Raw genomic sequence first — 25353 nt, forward strand, 5'->3', positions numbered from 1 at the left:
ACCATCGGCCGCAATTCGCGCCCAATCGACACGGCATTCGCGCGCCGGACGGTCTTCGATCCGTGCGGCGTAAATGCCCGGTAACTGCAGAACACAGCGCAATCACGCTGAAAAAGGACTCGCTTGAAACTTCCATACGAATGGCAGATAGGCTGGCGCTACACGCGCGCCGGCAAACGCACCACGGGGAACGGCTTCATCTCGTTCATCGCGCTCGTGTCGATGTCGGGCATTGCGCTCGGCGTCGCCGCGCTGATCGTCGTGCTGTCGGTGATGAACGGCTTCCAGAAAGAGGTGCGCGACCGCATGTTGTCGGTGCTCGCGCACGTCGAGATTTTTTCGCCGACGGGCTCGATGCCGAACTGGCAGTTGACCGCGCAGGAAGCGAAGCAGAACAAGGAAGTGATCGGCGCGGCGCCGTACGTCGAAGCGCAGGCGCTGCTCACGCGCCAGGACGCCGTGAGCGGCGTCGCGCTGCGCGGCGTCGAGCCGTCGCTGGAGCCGGAAGTGTCGGACATCGGCAAGGAAATGAAGGCGGGCAGCCTGAGCGACCTGAAGCCGGGCGAATTCGGCATCGTGCTCGGCGCGGATCTCGCGGCCAACCTCGGCGTGATGAAGGGCGACAAGATCACACTCGTCGCGCCCGAAGGCACGATGACCCCCGCGGGCCTGTTGCCGCGCCTGAAGCAGTTCAACGTGGTCGGCGTGTTCGAGTCCGGCCACTACGAGTACGACAGCACGCTGGCGCTGATCGACATCCGCGACGCGCAGGCGCTGTTCCGGCTGCCCGCGCCGACGGGTGTGCGCCTGCGTCTGAAGGACATGCAGCGCGCGCCGGAAGTCGCGCATCAGCTTGCGCGCACGCTCTCGGGCGACCTGTATATCCGCGACTGGACGCAGCAGAACAAGACGTGGTTCTCGGCGGTGCAGATCGAGAAGCGGATGATGTTCATCATCCTCACGCTGATCATCGCGGTGGCCGCGTTCAATCTTGTTTCGTCACTGGTGATGACGGTGACCAACAAGCAGGCCGATATCGCGATTCTGCGCACGCTCGGCGCGCAGCCCGGTTCGATCATGAAGATTTTCGTCGTGCAGGGCATGACGATCGGCTTCGTCGGTACGGGGATCGGCGTTGCGCTCGGCTGCCTGATCGCGTGGAGCATCCCGTGGCTCGTGCCAATGATCGAGCACCTGCTGCACGTGCAATTCCTGCCGCCGTCGGTGTACTTCATCAGCGAGCTGCCGTCGGAACTCGTGCCCGGCGACGTGATCAAGATCGGTGTGATCGCCTTCCTGCTGTCGTGCCTCGCCACGCTCTATCCGAGCTGGCGCGGCGCGAAGGTGCGTCCGGCGGAGGCGCTGCGTTATGAATGATCGTCCGGACAACACGTTGATGGCTTCTCAAGATTCTGGTCTGCACCCGTATGTGCTCGAAGCGACGGGCATCTCGAAGGCATTCGTTCAGGGCGGCCTGAACGTGCAGGTGCTGAACAACACGCAATTGAACGTGCGGCGCGGCGAGAAGCTCGCGATCGTCGGCGCGTCCGGCTCCGGCAAGAGCACGCTGCTGCACGTGCTGGGCGGTCTCGACGATCCGAGCACGGGCCACGTCGAAGTGATGGGCAAGCCCTTCACGAAGCTCTCCGAGCGCGAGCGCAACGACCTGCGCAACCGCGCGCTCGGCTTCGTGTATCAGTTCCATCATCTGCTGCCCGAGTTCACCGCGCTCGACAACGTCGCGATGCCGCTGCGCATTCGCCGCATGACGACGGAAGACTCGCGCAAGCAGGCATTCGACATGCTGGAGCGAGTCGGGCTCGCGCATCGCGCGAAGCACCGTCCGGGCGAGTTGTCGGGTGGCGAGCGTCAGCGTGTCGCGATTGCGCGTGCGCTGGTCACGAAGCCGGCTTGCGTGCTCGCCGACGAGCCGACGGGCAATCTCGACGGCGGTACGGCGGACACCGTGTTCAACCTGATGCTGGAACTGTCGAACACGCTCTCGACCAGCTTCGTGATCGTCACCCACGATTCCGACCTGGCCGCGCGTTGCGACCGGACGATGCGTCTGCGTGACGGCGTGCTGTACGAGGAGCCGACGGTTCCCGTCTGAGTCCGTTTGGTTGCAACCAGGAGGAATGCTGCGCGCATGTGGATCGATACGCACTGTCATCTCGATGCTTCTGAGTTCGATGCGGACCGGGACGCCGTCGCGAGCGCGGCGCTCGACGCAGGCGTGAGCCGGATCGTGATTCCGGGCATTGCGCGCAGCAATTTCTCGACGGTGCGCGAACTGGCGCATCGGGTGCAGGGCGGGGCGTATGCGCTCGGTATTCATCCTCTTTTTACGCCGCAGGCGCGGCCCGCCGACCTCGATGTGTTGCGCATGGAGATCGAGGCGAGTCTCGACGATCCACGCTTCGTCGGCCTGGGCGAGATCGGTCTCGACTATTTCGTGCAGGGGCTCGACGACGAGACGCAGCAGTTCTATTACAACGAGCAACTGAAGCTCGCGCGCGAATTCGATCTGCCCGTGATCTGTCATGTGCGCAAGTCGCAGGATCAGGTTTTGAAAGGCCTGCGGCGCAACAACGTGCATCGCGGCATTGCGCATGCGTTCAACGGCAGTTTCCAGCAGGCGCAAGCATTCATCGATCACGGCATGCATCTCGGCTTCGGCGGCAACGTGACGTTCGAGCGCGCGCTGCAGATCCGGCGGCTCGCGGCGCAACTGCCGCTCGATGCGCTGGTCGTAGAAACCGATGCGCCCGACATCGCGCCGTCGTGGCGCTACAAACAGCGCAACACGCCGGATCAGATTCCCGCAATCGGCGCGATCCTCGCTGAACAGCGCAACATAGAGCCAAACGAACTCGCACTAGGCACAACGGCTAATGCGCATGCCGCGTTGCCGCGGCTTGCGCTTTCCTCTGCATAATCACACTCTGGCTCGCGTCGTGCAGTGCCGCTGACATTAATTCGGTTTCCTGATGAATGTCGCGGCGATGCCTCGCGTGCATCGGGTGCGGAGGCGGCATGCGGGCGGTGTGGTGTGGATTTGCATTGGGCGTCGTGTGGCTGCAGCAGCAGGCCGCATTGCCCGGATGGCCGGCGCTGCTCGCGTTGGGAGCGAGTGCCTGCGCGCTGGTCGTCGTTGCGCGACTGTGTTTCTCGCACAGCGCTGTGTGGTTCTCGCGTGCCGGCTGGTTTGCCGTGCTGGTTGCGGCGGCATGCGCCGGCTTCGGATACGCGGCGTGGCGCGCGCAGACACGGCTTGCGTTCGAGTTGCCGCGCGAGTGGGAAGGACGGGACATCGTCGTGACCGGCTGGATCAAGGGCCTGCCCGCACGCAGCGCGGACGGTGCCCGCTTCCTGTTCGCCGTCGATGCGGCCGACGTGCCCGTCGAACGTTTTCCGCGCACGCTGCAGCTATCGTGGATCGCGGACGACGCGCCGCCTGCGCTCGAACCGGGTTCGCGCTGGCGCCTGAACGTACGGCTCAAGCGTCCGCATGGCAATGCGAACTGGGGTGTGCGCGACGCCGAAGCCGTGCTGCTGGCGCGCGATGTCAGGGCAACGGGTTATGTGAATCTGCCGTTGCAGGCCCGGCGGCTGCCGGGAAAGGCGAGCGGCGTCGGCGTGACCGTCGACCGCCGGCGATCGGCGATCCGCGATCGGATAGTCGCCGTGCTGGCCGATGCGCCGCACACAGGCGTCGTCGTGGCGCTCGCGATCGGCGCGCAGGATGCCGTCAGTGCCGCCGACTGGCAGTTGATGCGGCGCACGGGCACGAGTCATCTCGTCGCGATTTCCGGGTTGCATATCGGCTTCGTCGCGGGGCTTGCCGGATGGCTGGCCGGGATGGCGTGGCGGCGCTCGTTTTTCGTCGGACGCAACTGGCCGTTGCTCGTGCCCGCGCAGAAGGTGTCGATGGCGAGCGGCGCGCTGTTCGCCGCGTTTCACGCCGCACTCGCGGGTTTCAACGTGCCCGCGCAACGGGCGTTGTGGATGGCGGGCATCGTTGCGCTGGCCTATGTCGGCGGGCGGCGGGTCGCGCCGTCGGTCGTGCTCGCGTGGGCGCTCGGGCTCGTGCTGCTGGTGGATCCGTGGGCGGTCGTGTCGGCGGGGTTCTGGCTGTCGTTCTGTGCAGTGGGCGCGATTCTGTTCGGGATGTCGGGGCATGCGCGCATCGTGCAAACGCGGTCGCGAGATTCCGGTGAGGAAGGCGAGGGCGCTTTCGTCACGCGCTGTGCCGACGCGTTGCGTTCGCGAATCGGCGGCCTGGTCGAGCGCATACGTAGCGGCGCGCGCGTCCAGTGCGCCGTGACGATCGCGCTTGCACCGCTGACGGTCTGCTTCTTTTCGCAGATCCCGCTGATCGGCCCCTTCGCGAACGCGCTCGCCATTCCGTGGGTGAGCGTGCTCGTAACGCCTGCTGTGATTGCCGGCGTCGCGTTGCCCGCGCCCATCGATGCGTTGGCTTTTCGCATTGCACGCCATCTGCTGGAATGCATGATGGCGGGTCTGCAATGGCTGTCGGGTGCCGCATGGACGCTCTGGCAATTGCCGCAACCTAACGCATGGGCGTTGGCGTCGGCGGCCGTGGGTGTCGCATGGTGCCTTGCGCCGGCCGGCTGGCCGTTGCGCTGGGCCGCGCCGCTCACGTGGCTGCCGTTGCTCGCGCCGCCATCGGCCGCGCCCGCCGACGGCACGTTCAGGCTCACGGCGCTCGATATCGGGCAGGGCTCGTCGATCGTCGTGGAAACCGCGCACCACACGTTGCTGTTCGACGCCGGTCCAGGCCCCGAATCGACGTACGCGGGCGAGCGTATCGTCGTGCCGTATCTGCAGGCGGCGGGTATCGGCGCGCTCGACACGCTGATCATCAGTCATGCCGACTCCGATCATTCGGGCGGCGCGCCGGCGGTGCTGGAGGGTGTCGAGGTGAGGCAACTGCTGGCGGGGCTTCCGCCCACGCATCCCCTATGGCAGGCGGCGCGCGGCAAGGGCGCACAGGCCGTGCGCTGCGCAGCGGGTCAGCGCTGGCAGTGGGACGGCGTCGACTTCGCGATCCTCTGGCCGGACGCCGGTCCGCTGCAAGGCAAGCCGAACGCGCATTGCTGCGTGTTACGTATCAGCACCGCGAGCGGGCTGCGAAGTCAAACGCACGCTCAAACACCTATTCAAACGCACACGAGCGAACGAAAACCCGTCGTCGCCTTGCTGGCGGCCGACATCGAAGCACCCGTCGAACGCACGCTGCTCGCGCACAGCCGCGCCGCGTTGCGCGCACAGATTCTGCTTGTGCCGCATCACGGCAGCAGGACGTCGTCGACCGAGCCGTTCCTCGACTCTATCGAGCCGTCCATCGCGGTATTTCAGGTAGGCTATCGCAACCGGTTTCATCATCCCTACGCGGGCGTGTACGAGCGGTACCAGGCGCGCCGCATCGAGCTGTCGCGCAGCGACGACGACGGCGCGGTACGCATCGAAGCGATTGAAGCAGGGTTGTCGCTCGAACGCTATCGGCAGACGCATCGCCGGTACTGGATGGATCGATAACGAAAGACCGGCGGCGCGATCAAGAACAAATCAGAACGGAGGCCAGAGCGCTTGAAGAACATCATCCATTTCTCGCATGCAAACGGATTTCCCGCGTCCATCTATCGGACGATCTTCGCCGAACTCGCGGACGACTACGACATGCGTTTCATCGAGCGGATCGGACACGACGCGCGCTATCCCGTGACGCGCGACTGGCCGCATCTGGTCGAGGAGTTGCTGGATGCCATCGGGCGCAGCTACGAAAACCCTGTGTGGCTCGTCGGACATTCGCTGGGTGGCTATCTGTCGCTGATGGCCGCGCTCAGGAAGCCGCAGTGGGTGCGTGGCGTGGTGATGCTCGATTCGCCCGTGATCGCGGGCTGGCGCAGCAACATGCTGCGCGTGTCGCAATGGACGGGGCTCGACGAGCGGCTGTCGCCCGCAGCGGCAACGCGCACGCGCCGCACGCACTGGGCCAGCCGCGACGAGGCGTGGCGCCACTTTCACGCGAAGCCGGCGTTCGCGCGCTGGGATGAGCGCGTGCTGTCCGACTACATCGACTTCGGCATCCCGCAGGCGGGCAGCGACGGTGCGCGGGAACTGGCCTTCGACCGGCAGACGGAATACCGGATCTACAAGACCTTGCCGCACACCTTCGGCAGCCGTCTGCTGCGCGGCGCGCCCGTGCCCGTCGGCTTCGTTGCGGGAACGCGTTCGCGGGAAGTGCGGCAGGCCGGCTTGCACGCGACGCGGCGCGTGGCGGGCGAGCATCTGGAGTGGATCGAAGGCAGCCATCTGTTTCCGATGGAGCGGCCGATCGACACGGCACGCGCGGTGCAAAGAATGCTGCGCGAGCTGGAGTGAGGCGTCGAAGCAGCGAGCATGAATCCGCCGCGCATTGCCGGGTAAAGCCGCCGCACGGGCGTGCCGAAAAGACCGTTCGATCGGTGCGAACGAGCCGCCCCAGGTATGGGCTGGAAGCACGCGTTCAGGTATAATCCGTTTTTCCCGCGAGCATCCAGCGATGACCAAATATGTTTTCGTCACCGGCGGCGTAGTTTCTTCCCTCGGCAAGGGTATTGCCGCCGCTTCCCTCGCCGCGATCCTCGAATCGCGCGGTCTGAAAGTCACCCTCCTCAAGCTTGATCCCTACATCAACGTCGACCCCGGCACGATGAGCCCGTTTCAACACGGCGAAGTGTTCGTAACGGAAGACGGCGCTGAGACGGACCTCGACCTCGGCCACTATGAGCGCTTCATCAGCACGAAGATGCGCAAGGCCAACAACTTCACCACGGGCCAGATCTACGAATCGGTGATCCGCAAGGAACGCCGCGGCGATTATCTCGGCAAGACGGTCCAGGTCATCCCTCACATCACGAACGAAATCCAGGCATTCGTCGAACGCGGCGCGGCATCCGCGACGTGCGGCGAGCCGGATGTCGCGATCGTCGAAGTGGGCGGTACGGTGGGTGACATCGAATCGCTGCCGTTCCTCGAAGCCGCGCGTCAGATGAGCCTGCGCCTCGGTCGCAACAGCGCGTGTTTCGTGCACCTCACGCTGGTTCCGTTCATCGCCACCGCAGGCGAACTGAAGACCAAGCCGACGCAGCACAGCGTGCAGAAGCTGCGCGAAATCGGTATCTATCCGAACGTGCTGCTGTGCCGTGCCGACCGCCGCATCCCCGACGACGAGCGCGCGAAGATCTCGATGTTCTCGAACGTGCCGGAAGACGCCGTGATCTCGGTGTGGGACGTCGACAGCATCTACAAGATTCCGCAGATGCTGCACGATCAGGGCCTCGACGAACTGATCTGCGAAGAGCTGAAGCTCACCGCCAAGCCGGCTGATCTGTCGATCTGGTCGGAAATGGTCGAGAAGCTCGAGAACCCGAAGAGCGAAGTCACGATCGGCATGGTCGGCAAGTACGTCGAACTGACGGAATCGTACAAATCGCTGATCGAAGCGCTGCGCCATGCGTCGATCCACACGTCGACGAAGGTCAACATCGAATACATCGACTCCGAAGAGCTGGAAGAGCACGGCGTCGACAGCCTCAAGCATCTGGATGCCGTGCTGGTTCCGGGCGGCTTCGGCCGTCGCGGCACGGAAGGCAAGATGAAGGCGATCCGCTATGCGCGCGAATCGAAGGTGCCGTATCTCGGCATCTGTCTCGGTATGCAGCTGGCCGTGATCGAATTCGCACGCGACGTCGTCGGTCTCAAGGATGCGAACAGCACGGAATTCGACCAGGAAACGCCGAACCGCGTGGTCGCGCTGATCACCGAGTGGTACGACCGCGAAGGCAAGGTCGAGAAGCGTACGGAAGAATCCGATCTGGGCGGCACGATGCGCCTCGGTTCGCAGCGTTGCCCGATCAAGCCGGGCACGATGGCCGAAGAGATCTACGGCAAAGATGTGAACGAGCGTCACCGTCACCGTTATGAAGTCAATAACCGCTTCGTGCCCCAGCTCGAAGGCGGCGGCCTTATCATCAGCGCCCGTACCCCGAGCGAAGATCTGCCGGAAATGATGGAACTGCCGCGTTCGATGCACCCGTGGTTCGTCGGCGTTCAGTTCCACCCCGAATTCACGTCGACGCCGCGCGATGGCCATCCGCTGTTCAAGGCGTTCGTCGAAGCGGCGCGCGCTCACCATGAAGCGAGCGTCGAGGAGAAAGTATGAAACTGGGCGATTTCGAAATCGGCCTCGACAAGCCGTTTTTCCTGATCGCGGGCACGTGTGTCGTCGAATCGGAACAGATGACGATCGACACGGCCGGCAAGCTGAAGGAAATCTGCGCGAAGCTGAAGATTCCGTTCATCTACAAGTCTTCTTACGACAAGGCCAATCGCAGCAGCGGCAAGTCGTTCCGTGGGCTGGGAATGGATGAGGGTTTGCGCATCCTGTCCGAAGTGAAGCGTCAGTTGGGCCTGCCTGTGCTGACCGACGTGCACAGCGAGCATGAGATCGAGGCGGTCGCGTCCGTGGTCGACGTGCTGCAAACGCCTGCGTTCCTGTGCCGTCAGACGGACTTTATCCACGCGTGCGCGCGTTCGGGCAAACCCGTCAACATCAAGAAGGGCCAGTTCCTCGCGCCGCACGACATGAAGAACGTGATCGACAAGGCGCGCGACGCGGCACGTGAAGCGGGTCTGTCGGAAGACCGCTTCATGGCGTGCGAGCGCGGCGTGTCGTTCGGCTATAACAACCTCGTGTCGGACATGCGTTCGCTTGCGATCATGCGCGAAACGGGCGCGCCCGTCGTGTTCGACGCAACCCACTCGGTGCAGTTGCCGGGCGGGCAGGGCACGAGTTCGGGCGGTCAGCGCGAATTCGTCCCCGTGCTGGCGCGCGCGGCCGTCGCAACGGGTATCGCGGGCCTGTTCATGGAAACGCATCCGAATCCGGCCGAAGCGAAGTCGGACGGTCCCAATGCCGTGCCGCTGCATCGCATGGCCGATCTGCTCGAGACGCTGATGACGCTCGATCAGGCCGTGAAGCGCACACCGTTCCTCGAGAACGATTTCAACTGATGCAATCACGCGTGCGGCGTCGCGATCCGGCGCTGCGCGTGTACTCCAACCCGATGGTCGTCGAACGCGTCCGGACGTGTGCGGTCGAAGTGGTCCGGACGTCTCATCTTAAGAATTCATCGTCATTTCAGAGGAAACCATGAGTGCTATCGTAGATATCATCGGTCGCGAGATTCTCGATTCGCGAGGCAACCCCACCGTCGAATGCGACGTGTTGCTCGAATCGGGCACGATGGGCCGCGCGGCTGTGCCGTCGGGTGCATCGACGGGCTCGCGTGAAGCGATCGAACTGCGCGACGGCGAAGCCGGCCGTTACGGCGGCAAGGGCGTGCTGAAGGCCGTCGAGCACATCAACACCGAGATCTCCGAAGCGATCATGGGCCTCGACGCTTCCGAGCAGGCTTTCCTCGACAAGACGCTGCTGGAACTCGACGGCACCGACAACAAGTCGCGCCTCGGCGCAAACGCGATGCTGGCCGTGTCGATGGCCGTCGCGAAGGCCGCCGCTGAAGAAGCCGGCCTGCCGCTGTACCGCTACTTCGGCGGCTCGGGCGCAATGCAGTTGCCCGTGCCGATGATGAACATCGTCAACGGCGGTGCGCACGCGAACAACAGCCTGGATATCCAGGAATTCATGATCGTCCCGGTCAGCCAGCCGACCTTCCGCGAAGCACTGCGCTGCGGCGCCGAAGTGTTCCACGCGCTGAAGAAGATCCTGTCGGATCGCGGCATGAGCACGGCCGTGGGCGACGAAGGCGGCTTCGCGCCGAACTTCGGCAGCAACGACGAGTGCCTGTCGACCATCCTGCAAGCTATTGAAAAGGCAGGCTACCGCGCGGGCGAAGACGTGCTGCTCGCGCTCGACTGCGCAGCAAGCGAGTTCTACCACGACGGCAAGTACCAACTGGCGGGCGAAGGCCTGCAACTGTCGTCGTCGGAATTCGCGGACTACCTCGCGACGCTCGCCGACAAGTTCCCGATCGTGTCGATCGAAGACGGCATGCACGAAAGCGACTGGGAAGGCTGGAAGATCCTCACCGACAAGCTCGGCAAGAAAATCCAGCTGGTCGGCGACGACCTGTTCGTGACGAACACGCGCATCCTGAAGGAAGGCATCGAAAAGGGCATCGCGAATTCGATCCTGATCAAGATCAACCAGATCGGCACGCTGACGGAAACCTTCGCGGCGATCGAAATGGCGAAGCGCGCGGGCTACACGGCTGTGATCTCGCACCGCTCGGGCGAAACGGAAGACTCGACGATCGCGGACATCGCGGTCGGCCTGAACGCCGGTCAGATCAAGACGGGTTCGCTGTCGCGCAGCGACCGCATCTCGAAGTACAACCAGCTGCTGCGCATCGAGGAAGATCTCGGCGATATCGCTAGCTACCCGGGCAAGTCGGCGTTCTACAACCTGCGCTGAACGACGTCCATTCGTTGTTTTGAGACGGATTGATGGGCAAGAGTGACGCTTGCTGTCAACATTTCGTCTCAATAACCGTTAAACCGGTTATGCTTCGCTACTGATTCACCTTGTCGCCCTGCGTAAAGCGCAGGGCGACGCATATTCAACCCTGCAATTCACTTCATGCGGCTCGTCACCGTTGTTCTGCTCGTCCTGCTGGTGCTGATCCAATACCCGCTATGGTGGGGTCATGGCGGCTGGTTGCGTGTTCACGAGCTGCAACAGGAACTGGCGCAGCAGTTGCAAAAGAACGCGGACGCAAAGGAGCGCAACGAGCGCATCCAGGGCGAGGTTCAGGATCTGCAGAACGGCACGGCAGCCGTCGAAGAGCGCGCCCGTTACGAAATGGGCATGGTCAAGGACAGCGAGGTGTTCGTGCAGTTCGTATCGCCGAATTCGCCGTCGCAGGCAGCGAACGCACCGCAGTCGAACACCTCGACACGCGGTCAGATCACGGGTGCGCCGCTGCGCGTCGTGCCGAATCCGGAGTCGCGCGCGAAGCCGGATCGCAAGCATGCGAAAAAGGATGCGAAGGAGAAGAAGCCCGGTTGATTGCGGGCGATAGCGAAGCGGGTGCATTACGCTCAAGAAAAAGGCGCGGTTCATACGAACCGCGCCTTTTGTTTTGCGGGGCACTTTCGCGACTCACGCCAATGCGCGCATCACCAGCCCCAGCCCGGCGCGTAGCCGTAACCGACGCCCGTGCTCCAGCCGTGTCCCCAGCCACCGCTGGAATAGCTGCCGAACACCGACACAGGCGGCGCTGCGTAGCGCGAGTATGCCTGCGCGGCGGCGTCGGCGGCCATCGCCTGATTCTGTTCGGCCATGACCTGCCTGTCGATTTCGTCGTAGCGCGCGCGCTCTTCCGGCGTCAGCGGCTGCGCTGTCGCTGCGATGCCCGATTGATCGGCGGGCAGCCGGCTGTAAATCGGCGACGGACCGGGTGGGTCCATCATGCAGCCGGACAGCGCTGCGGCACCCGCGACGAGCGCGAGCGCGGCAGCCAGGCGATGTGCGGAGTGCGGCAGGGAAGGGGCGAACATGTGGAACTCCATCGGTCGGATACCTAAGCAATTGGACGGCATCGAACGGGCGCGCCGCCACTGACCGATGATACCGCGTCGCCGTTCCGCCGAAGCGAGACGAGGCGACGCGGGGGCTGCGTCAGTGCCGCTGTTCGGCAGCGGGCGCCACGCCTTGTGAGAGCCCGCTGGCGACAAAAAGTTGCGCGACGTCGACGGGGTCGAATTCGTAGCGCTGGTTGCAAAACTCGCAATGGATCTCGACGTGGCCGCGCTCTTCGATCACGCTGTCGACTTCCTCGCGGCCCAGCATCTTCAGCATGTTGCCGACGCGCGCACGCGAACACGTGCACTCGAAGCGCGTCCGCGCCGGCTCGAAGTGCTGCACGTTTTCCTGCCAGAAGAGCCGGCGGAACAGCGTGGTCGGCTCTTCTGCCAGCATTTCATCGTGCGACAGCGTGCTGCCCAGCGTGCACAGACGGTCCCACGTATCGGCGTCGATTTCGCCGGGATGCGGGACGATGCCGCCGTCGCCCGGCAGCTTCTGCAGCAGCATGCCGACGGCACGATCGTTGTTGGCCGCGAGCCACAGACGCGTATCGAGCTGTTCCGAGTGACGCATATAGTGCTCGAGCACTTCCGCCATCGACTTGAGCGGCCCGTCCACGCCCGACAGCGGCACGATGCCCTGATACGGCTGCTGGCCCGGCACCTTGGTTTTCGGGTCGAGCGTGATCACGCAGCGGCCGTGGCCGCCCACATTGAGGAGATCGACCAGCGAGAGGTCGTCGGGGATCGCGTTCGCGGCGTCGCCCGAAAACTTGGCCGTGGCGCGCATCGACAGATCCGAGTTGCACTGCACGACGAGCATCTTCACAGGGCCGTCGCCGAAAATCTGCATGATCAGCGTGCCGTCGAACTTCAGATTCGCCGACAGCAGCGCGCACGCGGCCATCATTTCGCCGAGCACGTTACGCACGGGCGCCGGATAGCTCCGGCGCGTCAGCACTTCCTGCCATGTATTGCGCAACGAAACGATCTCGCCGCGAACGGGCGCCGCGCTGAACATGAATTTTTGCAACTGGTCACTCACAACTTTTCCTCGGTCGAACCGCGCGGTGGGAAAGCCGCGCGTGGTGCGCCGTGCGGTCGGCCACTAGCCGATGCGCACGAGCTGCGCCTTGAAATAATCCCTGCGTTCCACGTAAATGTCTGCGGCGCGCTTCAGGCCTTTGATATCTGCTTCAGTCAATTCCCGGACGACCTTTGCGGGCGAGCCGAGAATCAGGGAATTGTCAGGAAAAACCTTGCCTTCGGTAACGACGGCTCCTGCGCCAACCAGACAATTGCGGCCGATTACCGCGCCATTCAAGACCACGGCCTGAATGCCGATCAGCGCGCCTTCCTTGACCGTGCAGCCGTGCAGCATCGCCTGGTGCCCCACCGTCACGCCCGCTTCCAGCGTCAGCGGAAAGCCCGGGTCGGCGTGCAGGACGGCGCTCTCCTGTATGTTAGTGCCCTTGCCGATCGTGATCGGCTCGTTGTCGCCGCGAATCGACGCGCCGAACCACACACTGGCGTTTTCTTCGAGCGTCACGTCGCCGATGATCGTCGCCGTGTCCGCAACGAACACGCTTTCGTGGATGGTCGGGGCTGCGTCGCCAAGCTTGTAGATTGCCACAGTGTCTCCTCGGGTCTCGGGCGCCGTGCCGCCGTTCAACGGGCGGCGCGGCGGATTGCGCGAAATGGCGGCATTGCGCGCGGCATGGTCGAATCGCGTATTGTAAACGGTTGTGCCAGAAGCCCGTGTGAAGCGCGTGCGCGCGCCGTGTCGTGCCAGAATCGCGGGTTCTGTATCCTTTTTCGTTACCTCCGCTTGTCGATGCTTGCCGCCGATCCCGTCCGTCCCTATCCCACGCATTGCGTCCGTTCCGACGCGCTTGCCGTTCTGGCGGAACGTGTTCCCGCCGCGAAAGCCGCGGCCACGCAGGCGCTTTATGCGCGTGTGCTGGAGGGCGCGGCTGTCGTGTCGCCGCAGCTCGTGCTGGACGAGCCGCCGGGATTGCCAGGCCGCCCCGAGCGGCCAGAACTGGTCGAGCCGCGCAAGCTCGGACGGCGCAGCATGCAGTCGCCGGAAGGGCGCGCGGTGCTGTTGCACGCGCTCGCGCACATCGAATTCAACGCGATCAATCTCGCGCTCGACGCCGTCTGGCGTTTCAGCGATATGCCCGAAGCGTTTTACGTCGATTGGCTGAAGGTGGCGTCCGAGGAGGCGCATCACTTTTCGTTGCTGACCGTGCGGCTGGCGGCGTTCGGCCACGCCTACGGCGATTTCCCGGCACACGACGGACTGTGGGACATGTGCGAGCGCACCCGTGGCGACGTGCTCGCGCGCATGGCGCTCGTGCCGCGCACGCTCGAGGCGCGCGGGCTCGATGCGTCGCCGCCCATCCGTGCGCGTCTGCAGCAGGCCGGTGATCACACGTCGGCGGCAATTCTGGACGTGATCCTGCGCGATGAAATCGGCCACGTGCTGATCGGCAATCGCTGGTTCCGTCACCTGTGCGACCAGATGGGCGCCGACGCGCATCAGACTTATCTGCGCCTTTCCGATGAATATCGCGCGCCGAAACTACGCGGACCGTTCAACTTCGAGGCGCGCCGCGACGCCGGTTTCGAAGAGGCAGAGCTGGCCGCGCTGGCGGGCCTCGAAGCGCAGCAGCGCACGGAAGGCTGACGTGTGGCTTGAAGTCGCCGCCAGCGGCGGCGCGGCTATCTCGATATAATCGAACGATCATTCTTTTATGGTCGAATCATGGACCGCTCTCTCAAACCCTCCGTTTCCGAATTCGTCACCGTGCGCGGTGTGCGGCTTCATGTGCGTCGTTGGGGCCGTCCGGATGCGCCGACGCTCTTCATGCTGCATGGCTGGATGGACGTCGCCGCGTCGTTTCAGTTCGTCGTCGACGCACTCGCGGGAGACTGGCAGGTGATCGCGCCCGATGCACGGGGTTTCGGGCTGTCCGACTGGCCTGTGGCGCAACACGGCGGCGGTCACTACTGGTTCCAGGAATATCTGGCCGACCTCGACGCGCTGCTCGATCACTATGCGCCCACGGGTCAGGTGAACCTCGTCGGGCACAGCATGGGCGCGAACGTCGTGTGCCTGTACGCGGGCGTGCGGCCGGAGCGCGTGCGGCGCGTGGTCGATCTGGAAGGCTTCGGGCTCGCGCCGGCGAAGGCGGCGCAGTTGCCGCGCCGTATCGCGTCGTGGCTCGATGAGTTGCGCGAGCCGCCGACGCTGCGTCCGTACGCGTCGCTCGACGACGTCGCCGCGCGTCTCATCAAGACCAACGCCCGGCTCGCGCCGCAGCGCGCCCGTTTTCTCGCGCAGCACTGGTCGAAGCCGGACGGGGCGGGCGGTTACGTGCTGCTCGCCGATCCTGCGCACAAGATTCTCGGCCCGCTGCTGTACCGGCTCGATGAAATAACGGCGGTCTGGGCCAACGTGCAGGCCAGCGTGCTGCACGTCGAAGCCAAGGCGTCTCCGACGCTCGCGGCGCTCGCCGGCAACATGCCGCTCGACGAATTCAAGGCGCGGTTTCAGGCGTTTGCCGACTGGCGCGAGGAATTCATCGAGGATGCGGGCCACATGGTTCATCACGATCAGCCGGAGCGGGTCGCGGCGCTCATCGAGGCGTTTTGCGCCTAGCATCTGTCGCGGTTTTGTGCCGACGAATCCTCTGCGTACGCTTACTGCGTTGCAGTAAAATGGGCTGATTCCGCTATCAAGAACATGATGAACGCCGACCTGCATTGCCATTCCACCGTGTCCGACGGCGCGTTCGCGCCAGCCGAAGTCGCGCGCCGCGCGCAAGCCGGCGGCGTGACGCTGTGGGCGCTTACCGACCACGATGAAATCGGCGGTCAGGTCGAAGCGCGCGAAGCAGCCGAGGCGCTCGGCATGCAGTATCTGAGCGGCGTCGAAATTTCTGTCACGTGGGCGTCGCGCACGATCCACATCGTCGGCCTGCATGTCGATCCTGCCTGCCAGGCGCTCGTCGAAGGGCTCGAGCGCACGCGCAACGGCCGCGCGGCGCGCGCGGAAGCCATCGGCGAACAGCTGGAAGCGTTCGGGATTCCCGACGCGTACGAAGGCGCACTGAAGTTCGTGTCGAATCCCGACATGATTTCGCGCACGCACTTCGCGCGCTTCATGGTCGAAAACGGCTACGCGGAAAACACCCAGGACGTGTTCAACCGCTTTCTCGGCGACGGCAAACCGTGTTGCGTCGCGCATCGCTGGTCGAAGCTCGCCGACGCCGTCAAATGGATCCAGCTTGCGGGCGGTGAAGCGGTGATTGCGCATCCGGGCCGCTACGCGTACACGCAGACCCAATTCGACGCGCTGTTCGGCGAGTTCATCGATCTCGGCGGCAAGGCAATCGAAGTCGTGACGGGCAGCCACACGCCCGATCAGTACCGCGAATACGCGGACGTCGCGCGGCGCTTCGGCTTCGAGGCATCGCGCGGGTCCGATTTTCATGCGGCGGGGGAAGGCCGTGTCGAACTCGGCAGTCTGCCGCCGTTGCCGTCCGATCTGAAGCCAGTCTGGGAACGTTGGCTGTAAGCTCTCGTTGTCCGCCGTGCATGGGCACGCGCGCTGCATGAGCCGTCGCTGTTCAACGACTTCCTGACCGACATCATGTCCCAATACTTTCGGCTTCATCCCGACAATCCACAGCCGCGCCTCATCAAGCAGGCCGTGCAGATCATCGAGAGCGGCGGTGTGGTCGCGCTGCCGACCGATTCGAGCTACGCGCTCGCATGCCAGCTGGACAACAAGAATGCCGTCGATCGCGTGCGGCGCATTCGCGGCATTGACGAGCGGCAACTGCTTTCGCTGCTCGTGCGCGATCTGTCCGAGCTGGCGAATTTTGCGCTGGTCGACAACCGTCAGTACCGTCTGATCAAATCCGTGACGCCCGGCCCCTATGTGTTCGTGCTGCAGGCGACCAAGGAAGTGCCGCGCCGCCTGTCGCATCCGTCGCGCAAGACGATCGGCCTGCGCGTGCCCGATCACGCGATCACGCTCGCCATTCTCGAAGAATTCGGCCAGCCGCTGCTCGGTTCGACGCTGATCCTGCCGGGCGAGACAGAGCCGCTGAACGACCCGGAGGAAATCCGCGAAAAGCTGGAAAAGCAGCTCGATCTGGTGATCGACGGCGGCGCGTGTCCGTGCGAGCCGTCGACGGTGATCGACCTGACGGGCGAGGAGCCCGTGCTGGTGAGGCCGGGGCGCGGCTCGCTCGCGCCGTTCGGTCTCGAAGAGACGGCCTAGACGCGACACGAACGAAAGCCGACAGAGCCGCAAGGCGCCGTTGTTACAATAGAGCGATATGGATTCCTCCCTGATACAGACCATCGTCGTCTACGCGTTGCCCGTCATTTTCTCGATCACGCTGCACGAGGCGGCTCATGGCTACGTCGCGCGCATGCTCGGCGACAACACCGCGTACGTGCTCGGCCGCGTGTCGTTCAATCCGATGCGGCACATCGACCCGATCGGTACCATCGTGATCCCGCTGGTGCTTTACTTCGCGACCAGCGGCGCGTTCATGTTCGGCTACGCGAAGCCGGTGCCCGTCGCCTTCGGCAATCTGCGCAATCCCCGCTGGGGCTCGCTCTGGGTCGCGCTCGCGGGACCGCTGTGCAACTTCGTGCAGGCGCTCCTCTGGGGTGTGTTCGGTGTGGCGCTCGCCGCGCTGAACGTCGACGAGCCGTTCTTCACGCGCATGGCGCGCGCCGGCGTGTTCGTGAATCTGGTGCTCGGCGTGTTGAATCTGTTTCCGTTGCCCCCGCTCGACGGCGGTCGCGTGCTCACGGCGCTGTTGCCCGTGCGTCCCGCGATGATGCTCGCACGCCTCGAACCGTATGGCTTTTTCATCGTGATGGCGCTCGTGATGACGGGCACGCTGACGCGTTTCTGGCTGAGTCCGCTCGTGAATATCGGCTACGCGGCAGTGACGGCTATCCTGACTCCCCTCATTTCGCTTCTATAAATCAAAACCATGTATCCCGACCGTATCTTCTCCGGCATGCGGCCTACCGGCTCGCTGCACCTCGGCCACTATCACGGCGTGCTGAAAAACTGGGTGCGTCTGCAGTCCGAGTATCCGTGCTTTTTCTGTGTGGTCGACTGGCACGCGCTGACGACGCACTACGAAACGCCGGAAGTCATCGAGAAGAACGTCTGGGACGTACTGATCGACTGGCTCGCTTCGGGCATCGATCCGGCGCAGGCAACGCTGTTCATTCAGAGCCGCGTGCCCGAGCACGCCGAACTCGCGCTGCTGCTCGGCATGAGCACGCCGCTCAGTTGGCTCGAACGCGTGCCGACCTACAAGGAGCAGATCGAAAAGCTGCGCGACAAGGATCTCGGCACCTACGGCTTTCTCGGCTATCCCGTGCTGATGGCGGCCGACATCCTGCTGTACCGCGCGTCGCTCGTGCCCGTGGGCGAGGACCAGGTGCCGCACGTCGAAATGGCGCGCGAAATGGCGCGGCGCTTCAACTACATGTACGGCCGCGAGCCGGGATTCGAAGAGAAGGCCAACGAGGCCGCGAAGAAGCTCGGCGGCAAGCGCTCGAAGCTGTATCACGAACTGCGCAACGCGTATCAGCAGGAAGGCAACGAAGAGGCGCTCGAAAAGGCGCGTGCGATGCTGTCGGAGTCGCAAAGCCTGTCGATGAGCGATCGCGAGCGCCTGTTCGGCTACCTCGAAGGCTCGCGCAAGATCATCCTGCCCGAGCCGCAGGTGCTGCTGACGGAAGCGTCGCGCATGCCCGGCCTCGACGGCCAGAAGATGTCGAAGTCGTACGGCAACACGATTGGCCTGCGTGAAGACGCGGAAACGATCACGAAGAAAGTCCGCACGATGCCGACCGACCCGGCGCGCGTGCGCCGCACCGATCCGGGCGACCCGGACAAGTGCCCCGTGTGGCAACTGCATCAGGTCTATACCGACAGCGAGACGCACGAGTGGGTGCAGAAGGGTTGCCGCTCGGCGGGCATCGGTTGCCTCGAGTGCAAGCAGCCGGTGATCGAAGGCATTCTGCGCGAGCAGCAGCCGATGCTCGAGCGCGCGCAGAAGTACATGGACGATCCGTCGCTGCTGCGTGCGATCGTCGCCGATGGCTGCGACAAGGCGCGCCGTTTCGCGACCGAGACGATGCGCGACGTGCGCGAGGCGATGGGCCTGTCGTACACCTGATGACGGACAGCCTGAACCCGTGCTCGCCGGGTGCCGGCCATGCGGCGATCGGCGAGCCGTCGCGCTGGGTGAAGCGCTGGGCGCATCTGGTCGACGCCGGCGGCGCCGTGCTCGACGTTGCATCGGGGGCGGGGCGGCACGCGCGGTTCTTTGCGTCGCGCGGTCATGCCGTCACGGCCATCGACCGCGATGCCGCCGCGCTCGCGTCGATGAGCGGTGTGCCGGGCATCGAACCCGTCGCCGCCGATATCGAAAACGGCCCATGGCCGCTTCCTGCGAGCGCGCAATACTCGGCCGTCGTCGTCACGAACTACCTGCACCGGCCGCTCTTTCCCCAATTGCTGGCGGCACTCGTGCCCGGCGGCGTGCTGATCTACGAAACCTTCGCGCAGGGGAACGAAACGGTCGGCAAGCCATCGAATCCCGCGTTTCTGCTCGCACCGGGCGAGCTGCTCGACGCGGTGCGGGGTCCGTTACGTGTCGTTGCATTTCAGGACGGTTTCCTCGCAGAACCGCGCCCCGCCTACGTGCAGCGCATCTGCGCGGTGCGCGAGGCGGACGGGTCGGTCAAAACGAAAGATAAGGGGGTTCCCCCGCGTTACGATTTGGCCGGTTAATCCGCTACAATCGAAGTTTATCGAACAAATTCATGACGTTTCATGGCTAACGGCACTCAGCAAGACGGCGTCGCGATTCGCGGCAGCATTCCCGCCATCATCACCCCGATGCTCGAAGACGGCAGTCTCGATCTGCCGGCGTTCCGCAAACTGGTCGACTGGCACATTGAAGAGGGTACGAACGCGCTGGTCGTGGTCGGAACGAGCGGCGAGTCGGCGACGCTGTCGGTCGATGAACACGTCCTGATGGTCAAGACTGCCGTCGAGCACGCCGCGGGCCGCATCCCCGTGATCGCGGGCGCAGGCGCCAACTCGACCACGGAAGCGATCGAATTGACCGAGCAGGCGAAGAAAGTGGGTGCCGATGCCACGCTGCAGGTCGTGCCGTACTACAACAAGCCGACCCAGGAAGGCATTTATCGCCATTTCGCGAAGATCGCCGAAACCGTCGACCTTCCCGTGATTCTGTACAACGTGCCGGGCCGCACCGTCGCGGACATGTCGAACGAGACGATCCTGCGCCTCGCAAACGTGCCGGGCATCATCGGCGTGAAGGAAGCGACGGGCAACATCGACCGTGCCGCGCATCTGATCAAGTCGGCGCCCGCGCACTTCGGCATTTACAGCGGCGACGATCCGACGGCTATCGCGCTGATGCTGCTGGGCGGCCACGGCAATATTTCGGTGACGGCAAACGTCGCACCGCGTCTGATGAGCGAGCTGTGCAAGGCGGCGCTCGCAGCCGACGCGAAGACGGCGCGCGAAATCCACCTGAAACTTCTCTCGCTGCACAAGAACCTCTTCATCGAATCGAACCCGATTCCCGCGAAGTGGGCGTTGCAGCAAATGGGCCGCGTCAAGGGCGGCATCCGTCTGCCTCTCACGCCGCTCGACGCGCGCTACCACGACGTGGTCCGCGCTGCGCTGCGCGAGGCAGGGCTGCTCGGCTGAGCGCCTGATTTTTCAGGCGCCTCCCGGCATTTTTTCAACTGACGTCGATATCGCCCACGGTCCTGCACCGAATCCGGCAGCGCGTTCTAGCTTCACGAAGGACCCCATGAAACGTTCCGCACTTTCCCTCCACGCAACGCGCCTGGCGGCGCTGATGCTTGCGGCTGGCACGGTTGTGTCGCTTTCTGGCTGCGAGTCGCTGAACGACATGCTCGCGTCGGACAAGGTGAACTACAAGGCGACGGCGAGCGCGCCGCCGCTGGCCGTGCCGAGCGACCTGACGGCTGCGCAGGTCGACCAGCGCTATGTCGCGCCCCCCGCGGGCACCGCACTTGGCGGCGCGCCGGAGCGCGCAAAGACGTCAGCCGGCAATCTGACGGAAGGCGTCCCGAACGCGCAGGATCCGATGGGCATGCACGTCGAGCGCGACGGCGACCGCCGCTGGCTGGTCGTGAACGGCCGCACCCCGGAACAACTGTGGCCGCAATTGCAGGAATTCTGGACGGAGAACGGCTTCTCGCTGAAGACGGACGCTCCGTCGACGGGCATCATGTCCACCGACTGGGCTGAAAACCGCGCGAATATTCCGGACGACTGGTTCCGCCGCACGGTCGGCAAGGTGATCGATTTCGCGTACTCGTCGGGCACGCGCGACAGCTTCCGCACGCTGGTGTCGCGCGACACCAGCGGCGGCACCGACATTTCCATCACCCACGCAGCAATGGAAGAAGTGATGACGGGGCAGGACAAGACGTCGTCGCGTTGGGTCGAGCGGCCGCGCGATCCGGCACTCGAAGCTGAATTCCTCGCCAAGCTGATGCAGAAGTTCGGCCTCACCGACGCGCAATCAAAGCAGTTGCTGACGGACGCACGTCCGGCGACGGCTTCGGCGCAGCTCGACAAGAGCGCGGGCGGCGCGACGCTGGATCTGCCTGAGTCGTTCGATCGCGCGTGGCTGCGCGTCGGCCTCGCACTCGACCGCACGAACTTCACCGTCGACAACCGTGATCGCGAAAAGGGCATCTACTATGTCCGTTACGCGGATTCCATGCAGGAACTCAAGCGCGACGGTCTGTTCGGCAAGCTGTTCTACAGTGACAAGAGCGCGAAGAAGGACGGCCACGAGTTCCTCGTCAACGTGCGCTCCAAGGGCGACGCGATGACGCAGGTTGCCGTTGTCGATTCGAATGGTCAGGTGGATACGTCGTCGGACGCGCAGCGCATCGTGTCGCTGCTGCATGCGCAACTCAACTAAGGCGGGTCGTGCGATTCGCCAGTCTGGGAAGCGGCAGTGAAGGCAATGCATTGCTGGTCGAGGCCCAAAGCGGTGCGACGACCACGCGGGTTTTGCTGGACTGCGGCTTCTCGGGCAAAGAAATTGCCCGGCGGCTGGAGCGGCTGGGCGCGGGCGTCGACGAACTCGACGCCATTCTCATCACCCACGAGCACAGCGATCACATCGGCAGCGCGATGACGCTTGCGCGCAAATTGTCGATTCCCCTGTATATGAGCTGGGGCACGGCGCGCGCCGTCGGCGCCGACGAGGCCGCGGTCGATCTGCATGTCCTATGGGGCGACGAAGCTGTTGCGATCGGCGATCTGAGCGTGCTGCCGTACACCGTGCCGCACGACGCGCGCGAGCCGCTGCAATATGTGTTTTCCGATGGCGCAGCGCGGCTGGGCGTATTGACCGATGTCGGTACGTCGACGCCGCATATCGCCGAGGTGTTGAGCGGTTGCGATGCCCTCGTCCTCGAATGTAATCATGACGTCCAGATGCTGGCTGCGTCGCGCTATCCGCCGTCGTTGAAGGCGCGGATCGGCGGCAATCACGGGCATCTGAACAATGACGCGGCGGCGGACATCCTTGCGTCGCTCGATCGCTCGAAGTTGCGGCATCTGGTCGCGGCGCATCTGAGTCAGCAGAATAATCTGCCCGAGCTGGCACAGGCGGCGATGGCTGCCGTGCTTGGCGCGGCGGCGACGGAAGTGGTGGTCGCAACGCAAAGCGAAGGGTTCGACTGGTTGAGCCTTTGAGCTGGAGGCTTTGGAGCAGAAGCGAAAACGCCCGTGACGATGACTCGTCACGGGCGTCTTGCTTTTTGGCCGGCCGCTAGCTACCAGCTAACGACCGACGTCGATCAGTTGCGGTTGCCGCCGAAGATGCCGAGGATCGACAGCAGATTCACGAACACGTTATACAGGTCGAGATAGATCGCGAGCGTCGCCGTGATGTAGTTCGTCTCGCCGCCGTTCACGACGCGCTGTACGTCGAACAGCATGTAGGCCGAGAAGATCACGATGGCGAGCACGGACACCGTCAGCATCAGCGCGGGCAGTTGCAGGAACACGTTCGCGACCATGGCCAGCAGAAGCACGATCACGCCCATGAACAGCCACTTGCCGAGGCCAGAAAAATCGCGCTTGCTGACCGTGGCGATCGTCGCCATTGCCGCGAAGATCACACCAGTGCCACCGAAGGCGAGCATGATCAGCGACGGTCCGTTCGAGAAGCCGAGGATGAAACTCAGCAGGCGCGACAGCATCAGGCCCATGAAGAACGTGAAGCCAAGCAGTACGAACACGCCGGCGGCGCTGTCCTTCGTCTTCTGGATCGCGAACATGAAGCCGAACGCGATCGCGAAGAACGCGAGCATGCTCATGGCCGGGCTGGTGGCGGCGAACAGCGAGAAGCCGGTCGCGACGCCCACCCACGCGCCGAGCACGGTCGGCACCATCGACAGCGCGAGCAGCCAGTATGTGTTGCGCAGTACCCGGTTGCGGGTCTCGGCCGTGGTGACGGAGCCGCCGCGGCCAAAGTTATAGGGATATTCGTTCATGGTCTCTCCTTGCGTCAGACGCAGTGTTGCGACGTGGCTTGCAACGGTTTTCGTACGGTGCCGGCGGGCGGTTGCCATCCGTCACGCGAACCCACAACCCTAAGATTAACGCTGGATCGGGGAGTTTCAATGCGGCGCACAACAGCGTGCGATTTCATTGTGTTACCCCTTTCTTAGCCCTGTCTTAAAAGGAATGTTGGGAGGAACTACGGCACTTTTGTTCGACCTTACAGTATCGTAAGGGTTCAATCGCAATCATACACGGGAACATGCTACAATAGCGGATTCATTTAAATCTGTAACCTCTTAATTTTTTGGAGTTTTTATGGCGATCGAACGCACCCTGTCGATTATCAAGCCGGACGCAGTGGCCAAGAATGTGATCGGCCAGATCTACAGCCGCTTCGAAAACGCTGGCCTGAAGGTCGTGGCATCGCGCATGGTTCACCTGTCGCGCGCCGACGCGGAGAAGTTCTACGCTGTGCACGCAGCACGCCCGTTCTTCAAGGATCTGGTCGAATTCATGATCTCGGGTCCGGTGCAGGTTCAGGTTCTGGAAGGCGAAGGCGCCATCCTGAAGAACCGCGACCTGATGGGCGCAACGGATCCGAAGAAGGCCGACAAGGGCACGATCCGTGCTGACTTCGCTGACAGCATCGACGCCAATGCAGTCCACGGTTCGGACGCTGCGGAAACGGCAGCCGTCGAAGTCGCGTTCTTCTTCCCGGAAGTCAACGTCTACTCGCGCTAAGCGCTTCGTAAGACAGCAGTAACAGCAGCAGGAGCGGGCGCGAACGGCATACGCGTTCATGCAGCTTGTTGCATGAACGCAGTCTCGCACTGAATGGCAGGATTCGATATGACGAGCAGTCCAACCGTCAACCTTCTCGATCTCGACGCCGCGGGCCTTGTCGCGTATTGCGACGGCCTCGGCGAGAAGCCGTTTCGCGCCAAACAATTGCAGCGCTGGATTCACCAGTACAACGCTGCCGACTTCGACGGGATGACCGATCTCGCGAAGTCCTTGCGCGAAAAGCTGAAAGGCCGTGCATCGATCACGATGCCGCCTGTAGTCAGCGACCATATTTCTTCCGACGGCACACGCAAGTGGCTCGTCGACGTCGGCAACGGCAACGCCGTCGAAACCGTGTACATCCCCGAAGAAACGCGCGGCACGCTGTGTGTGTCGTCGCAGGCGGGGTGCGCCGTCAACTGCCGGTTCTGTTCGACGGGCAAGCAGGGTTTCTCCCGCAATCTCAGCACCGGCGAAATCATCGGCCAGCTGCGCATGGCCGAGTTCGCGCTGCGTGCGTCCCGCGGCACGGCCGGCGGTCGCGCGACGGGCGGTGACGGCAAGGGTGAGCGCGTCGTCACGAACGTCGTGATGATGGGCATGGGCGAGCCGCTGCTCAATTACGACGCGGTCGTGCCCGCCATGCGCCTGATGCTCGACGACAACGCGTACGGCCTGTCGCGCCGGCGCGTGACGCTGTCCACCTCGGGCGTGGTGCCGATGATGGACCGGCTCGGCGCCGATCTCCCCGTGGCACTCGCGGTCTCGCTGCACGCGCCGAACGATGCGCTGCGCGACGAACTCGTGCCGCTCAACAAGAAGTATCCGCTGCGCGAGCTGATGGCGGCTTGCCAGCGTTATCTGAAAGTCGCGCCGCGCGACTTCATCACATTCGAATACTGCATGCTCGACGGCGTGAACGACACCGAGGCGCATGCACGCGAGTTGCTCGCTGTCACACGTGACGTGCCGTGCAAGTTCAATCTGATTCCGTTCAATCCGTTCCCGGAGTCGGGTTTGCTGCGTTCGAAGAACGAACAGATCAAGCGTTTTGCGCAGGTATTGATGGACGCAGGGGTCGTCACGACCGTGCGCAAAACGCGCGGCGACGACATCGATGCGGCCTGCGGTCAGTTGGCAGGCGCCGTCAAGGACCGCACGCGCCTCGCCGAGCGCACCGGTAAGGGCAAGGTCATCGAAGTCCGCGCCGTGTAAGACCCGCGACAGGCGAAACAGGGCGGGAAGTCAGTCAGCTGCTTCTGCGGGCGCGCCATGTCGCGTGAAGTGAAAAGAATGTGTGTAAAAGCGAT

Annotated in this window: 25 protein-coding genes; 21 read left to right on the forward strand and 4 right to left on the reverse strand. The window is 63.9% G+C overall.

The features are described from left to right. Positions 1–123: 123 nt before the first annotated feature. The 9 genes from G3N95_RS10390 to ftsB all read left to right on the forward strand — a co-directional run bounded on the left by G3N95_RS10390 (position 124) and on the right by ftsB (position 11098). Positions 124–1377: a lipoprotein-releasing ABC transporter permease subunit gene (locus G3N95_RS10390; protein ID WP_205969914.1), complete on the forward strand. Its 1254-nt coding sequence runs from the start codon at positions 124–126 to the stop codon at positions 1375–1377. Then, positions 1370–2113, forward strand: coding sequence for a lipoprotein-releasing ABC transporter ATP-binding protein LolD (lolD, locus tag G3N95_RS10395; protein WP_205969915.1), 744 nt, complete (start codon positions 1370–1372; stop codon positions 2111–2113). Before G3N95_RS10390 ends, lolD begins: the two co-directional genes overlap by 8 nt. 36 nt (positions 2114–2149) lie before the next feature. Continuing rightward, positions 2150–2938, forward strand: coding sequence for a TatD family hydrolase (locus G3N95_RS10400; RefSeq protein WP_205969916.1), 789 nt, complete (start codon positions 2150–2152; stop codon positions 2936–2938). 98 nt (positions 2939–3036) lie between these two features. Continuing rightward, positions 3037–5562: a DNA internalization-related competence protein ComEC/Rec2 gene (locus G3N95_RS10405; RefSeq protein ID WP_205969917.1), complete on the forward strand. Its 2526-nt coding sequence runs from the start codon at positions 3037–3039 to the stop codon at positions 5560–5562. Positions 5563–5613: 51 nt separating this feature from the next. Next, positions 5614–6408: an alpha/beta hydrolase gene (locus G3N95_RS10410; RefSeq protein ID WP_205969918.1), complete on the forward strand. Its 795-nt coding sequence runs from the start codon at positions 5614–5616 to the stop codon at positions 6406–6408. Between the two features lie 160 nt (positions 6409–6568). Beyond that, positions 6569–8230, forward strand: a complete 1662-nt coding sequence (locus G3N95_RS10415) for a CTP synthase (RefSeq protein WP_205969919.1) — start codon at positions 6569–6571, stop codon at positions 8228–8230. Continuing rightward, positions 8227–9081 carry a 3-deoxy-8-phosphooctulonate synthase gene (gene kdsA / locus G3N95_RS10420; protein ID WP_205969920.1) on the forward strand — a complete coding sequence of 285 codons (855 nt, stop codon included), beginning with the start codon at positions 8227–8229 and terminating at the stop codon, positions 9079–9081. Before G3N95_RS10415 ends, kdsA begins: the two co-directional genes overlap by 4 nt. 139 nt (positions 9082–9220) lie before the next feature. After that, positions 9221–10504 (forward strand): phosphopyruvate hydratase, encoded by a 1284-nt coding sequence (gene eno, locus G3N95_RS10425; RefSeq protein WP_205969921.1) that lies wholly within the window; start codon positions 9221–9223, stop codon positions 10502–10504. A 165-nt stretch (positions 10505–10669) separates the two neighbouring features. Further along, entirely contained in the window at positions 10670–11098 is a 429-nt protein-coding gene (ftsB, locus tag G3N95_RS10430) for a cell division protein FtsB (RefSeq protein WP_205969922.1), read from the forward strand. Between the two features lie 110 nt (positions 11099–11208). Here the strand turns inward: ftsB and G3N95_RS10435 are convergent, their stop codons facing one another. From G3N95_RS10435 to G3N95_RS10445, 3 genes are all read right to left on the reverse strand, one after another. Beyond that, entirely contained in the window at positions 11209–11589 is a 381-nt protein-coding gene (locus G3N95_RS10435; protein ID WP_205969923.1) for a hypothetical protein, read from the reverse strand. Between the two features lie 121 nt (positions 11590–11710). After that, entirely contained in the window at positions 11711–12661 is a 951-nt protein-coding gene (hslO, locus tag G3N95_RS10440; RefSeq protein WP_205969924.1) for an Hsp33 family molecular chaperone HslO, read from the reverse strand. A 63-nt stretch (positions 12662–12724) separates the two neighbouring features. After that, positions 12725–13249 (reverse strand): gamma carbonic anhydrase family protein, encoded by a 525-nt coding sequence (locus G3N95_RS10445; protein ID WP_012400830.1) that lies wholly within the window; start codon positions 13247–13249, stop codon positions 12725–12727. A gap of 201 nt (positions 13250–13450) precedes the next feature. Here G3N95_RS10445 and G3N95_RS10450 point away from each other — a divergent pair, with 201 nt between their 5' ends. From G3N95_RS10450 to G3N95_RS10495, 10 genes are all read left to right on the forward strand, one after another. Then, on the forward strand, positions 13451–14305 hold the full coding sequence (locus G3N95_RS10450; RefSeq protein WP_205969925.1) for a ferritin-like domain-containing protein: 855 nt from the start codon (positions 13451–13453) through the stop codon (positions 14303–14305). A gap of 78 nt (positions 14306–14383) precedes the next feature. Continuing rightward, positions 14384–15280, forward strand: a complete 897-nt coding sequence (locus G3N95_RS10455; RefSeq protein WP_205969926.1) for an alpha/beta hydrolase — start codon at positions 14384–14386, stop codon at positions 15278–15280. 87 nt (positions 15281–15367) lie between these two features. Beyond that, positions 15368–16198, forward strand: a complete 831-nt coding sequence (locus G3N95_RS10460; protein ID WP_205970106.1) for a 3',5'-nucleoside bisphosphate phosphatase — start codon at positions 15368–15370, stop codon at positions 16196–16198. A gap of 75 nt (positions 16199–16273) precedes the next feature. Next, positions 16274–16909: an L-threonylcarbamoyladenylate synthase gene (locus tag G3N95_RS10465; RefSeq protein ID WP_205969927.1), complete on the forward strand. Its 636-nt coding sequence runs from the start codon at positions 16274–16276 to the stop codon at positions 16907–16909. Between the two features lie 58 nt (positions 16910–16967). Beyond that, entirely contained in the window at positions 16968–17630 is a 663-nt protein-coding gene (locus G3N95_RS10470) for a site-2 protease family protein (protein WP_205969928.1), read from the forward strand. Between the two features lie 9 nt (positions 17631–17639). Next, positions 17640–18842: a tryptophan--tRNA ligase gene (locus G3N95_RS10475; protein ID WP_205969929.1), complete on the forward strand. Its 1203-nt coding sequence runs from the start codon at positions 17640–17642 to the stop codon at positions 18840–18842. Then, entirely contained in the window at positions 18842–19459 is a 618-nt protein-coding gene (locus tag G3N95_RS10480) for a class I SAM-dependent methyltransferase (RefSeq protein ID WP_205969930.1), read from the forward strand. Before G3N95_RS10475 ends, G3N95_RS10480 begins: the two co-directional genes overlap by 1 nt. 42 nt (positions 19460–19501) lie before the next feature. Then, entirely contained in the window at positions 19502–20410 is a 909-nt protein-coding gene (dapA, locus tag G3N95_RS10485) for a 4-hydroxy-tetrahydrodipicolinate synthase (RefSeq protein WP_205969931.1), read from the forward strand. Between the two features lie 106 nt (positions 20411–20516). Beyond that, complete coding sequence (gene bamC / locus G3N95_RS10490) at positions 20517–21665, forward strand: outer membrane protein assembly factor BamC (protein WP_205969932.1); 1149 nt, start codon at positions 20517–20519, stop codon at positions 21663–21665. 8 nt (positions 21666–21673) lie between these two features. Continuing rightward, entirely contained in the window at positions 21674–22447 is a 774-nt protein-coding gene (locus G3N95_RS10495; RefSeq protein WP_205969933.1) for an MBL fold metallo-hydrolase, read from the forward strand. A 104-nt stretch (positions 22448–22551) separates the two neighbouring features. On the opposite strand, the gene G3N95_RS10500 is transcribed toward G3N95_RS10495, so the two are convergent. After that, positions 22552–23250, reverse strand: coding sequence for a Bax inhibitor-1/YccA family protein (locus G3N95_RS10500; protein ID WP_205969934.1), 699 nt, complete (start codon positions 23248–23250; stop codon positions 22552–22554). 325 nt (positions 23251–23575) lie between these two features. On the opposite strand from G3N95_RS10500, the gene ndk reads away from it, so the two are divergent. After that, positions 23576–24001, forward strand: a complete 426-nt coding sequence (gene ndk / locus G3N95_RS10505) for a nucleoside-diphosphate kinase (RefSeq protein ID WP_205969935.1) — start codon at positions 23576–23578, stop codon at positions 23999–24001. Between the two features lie 108 nt (positions 24002–24109). Then, positions 24110–25258, forward strand: a complete 1149-nt coding sequence (gene rlmN, locus G3N95_RS10510; protein WP_205969936.1) for a 23S rRNA (adenine(2503)-C(2))-methyltransferase RlmN — start codon at positions 24110–24112, stop codon at positions 25256–25258. Positions 25259–25353: the final 95 nt, after the last annotated feature.

This window comes from Paraburkholderia sp. Tr-20389 (assembly GCF_017104565.1).
Taxonomy (GTDB): Bacteria; Pseudomonadota; Gammaproteobacteria; order Burkholderiales; family Burkholderiaceae; genus Paraburkholderia.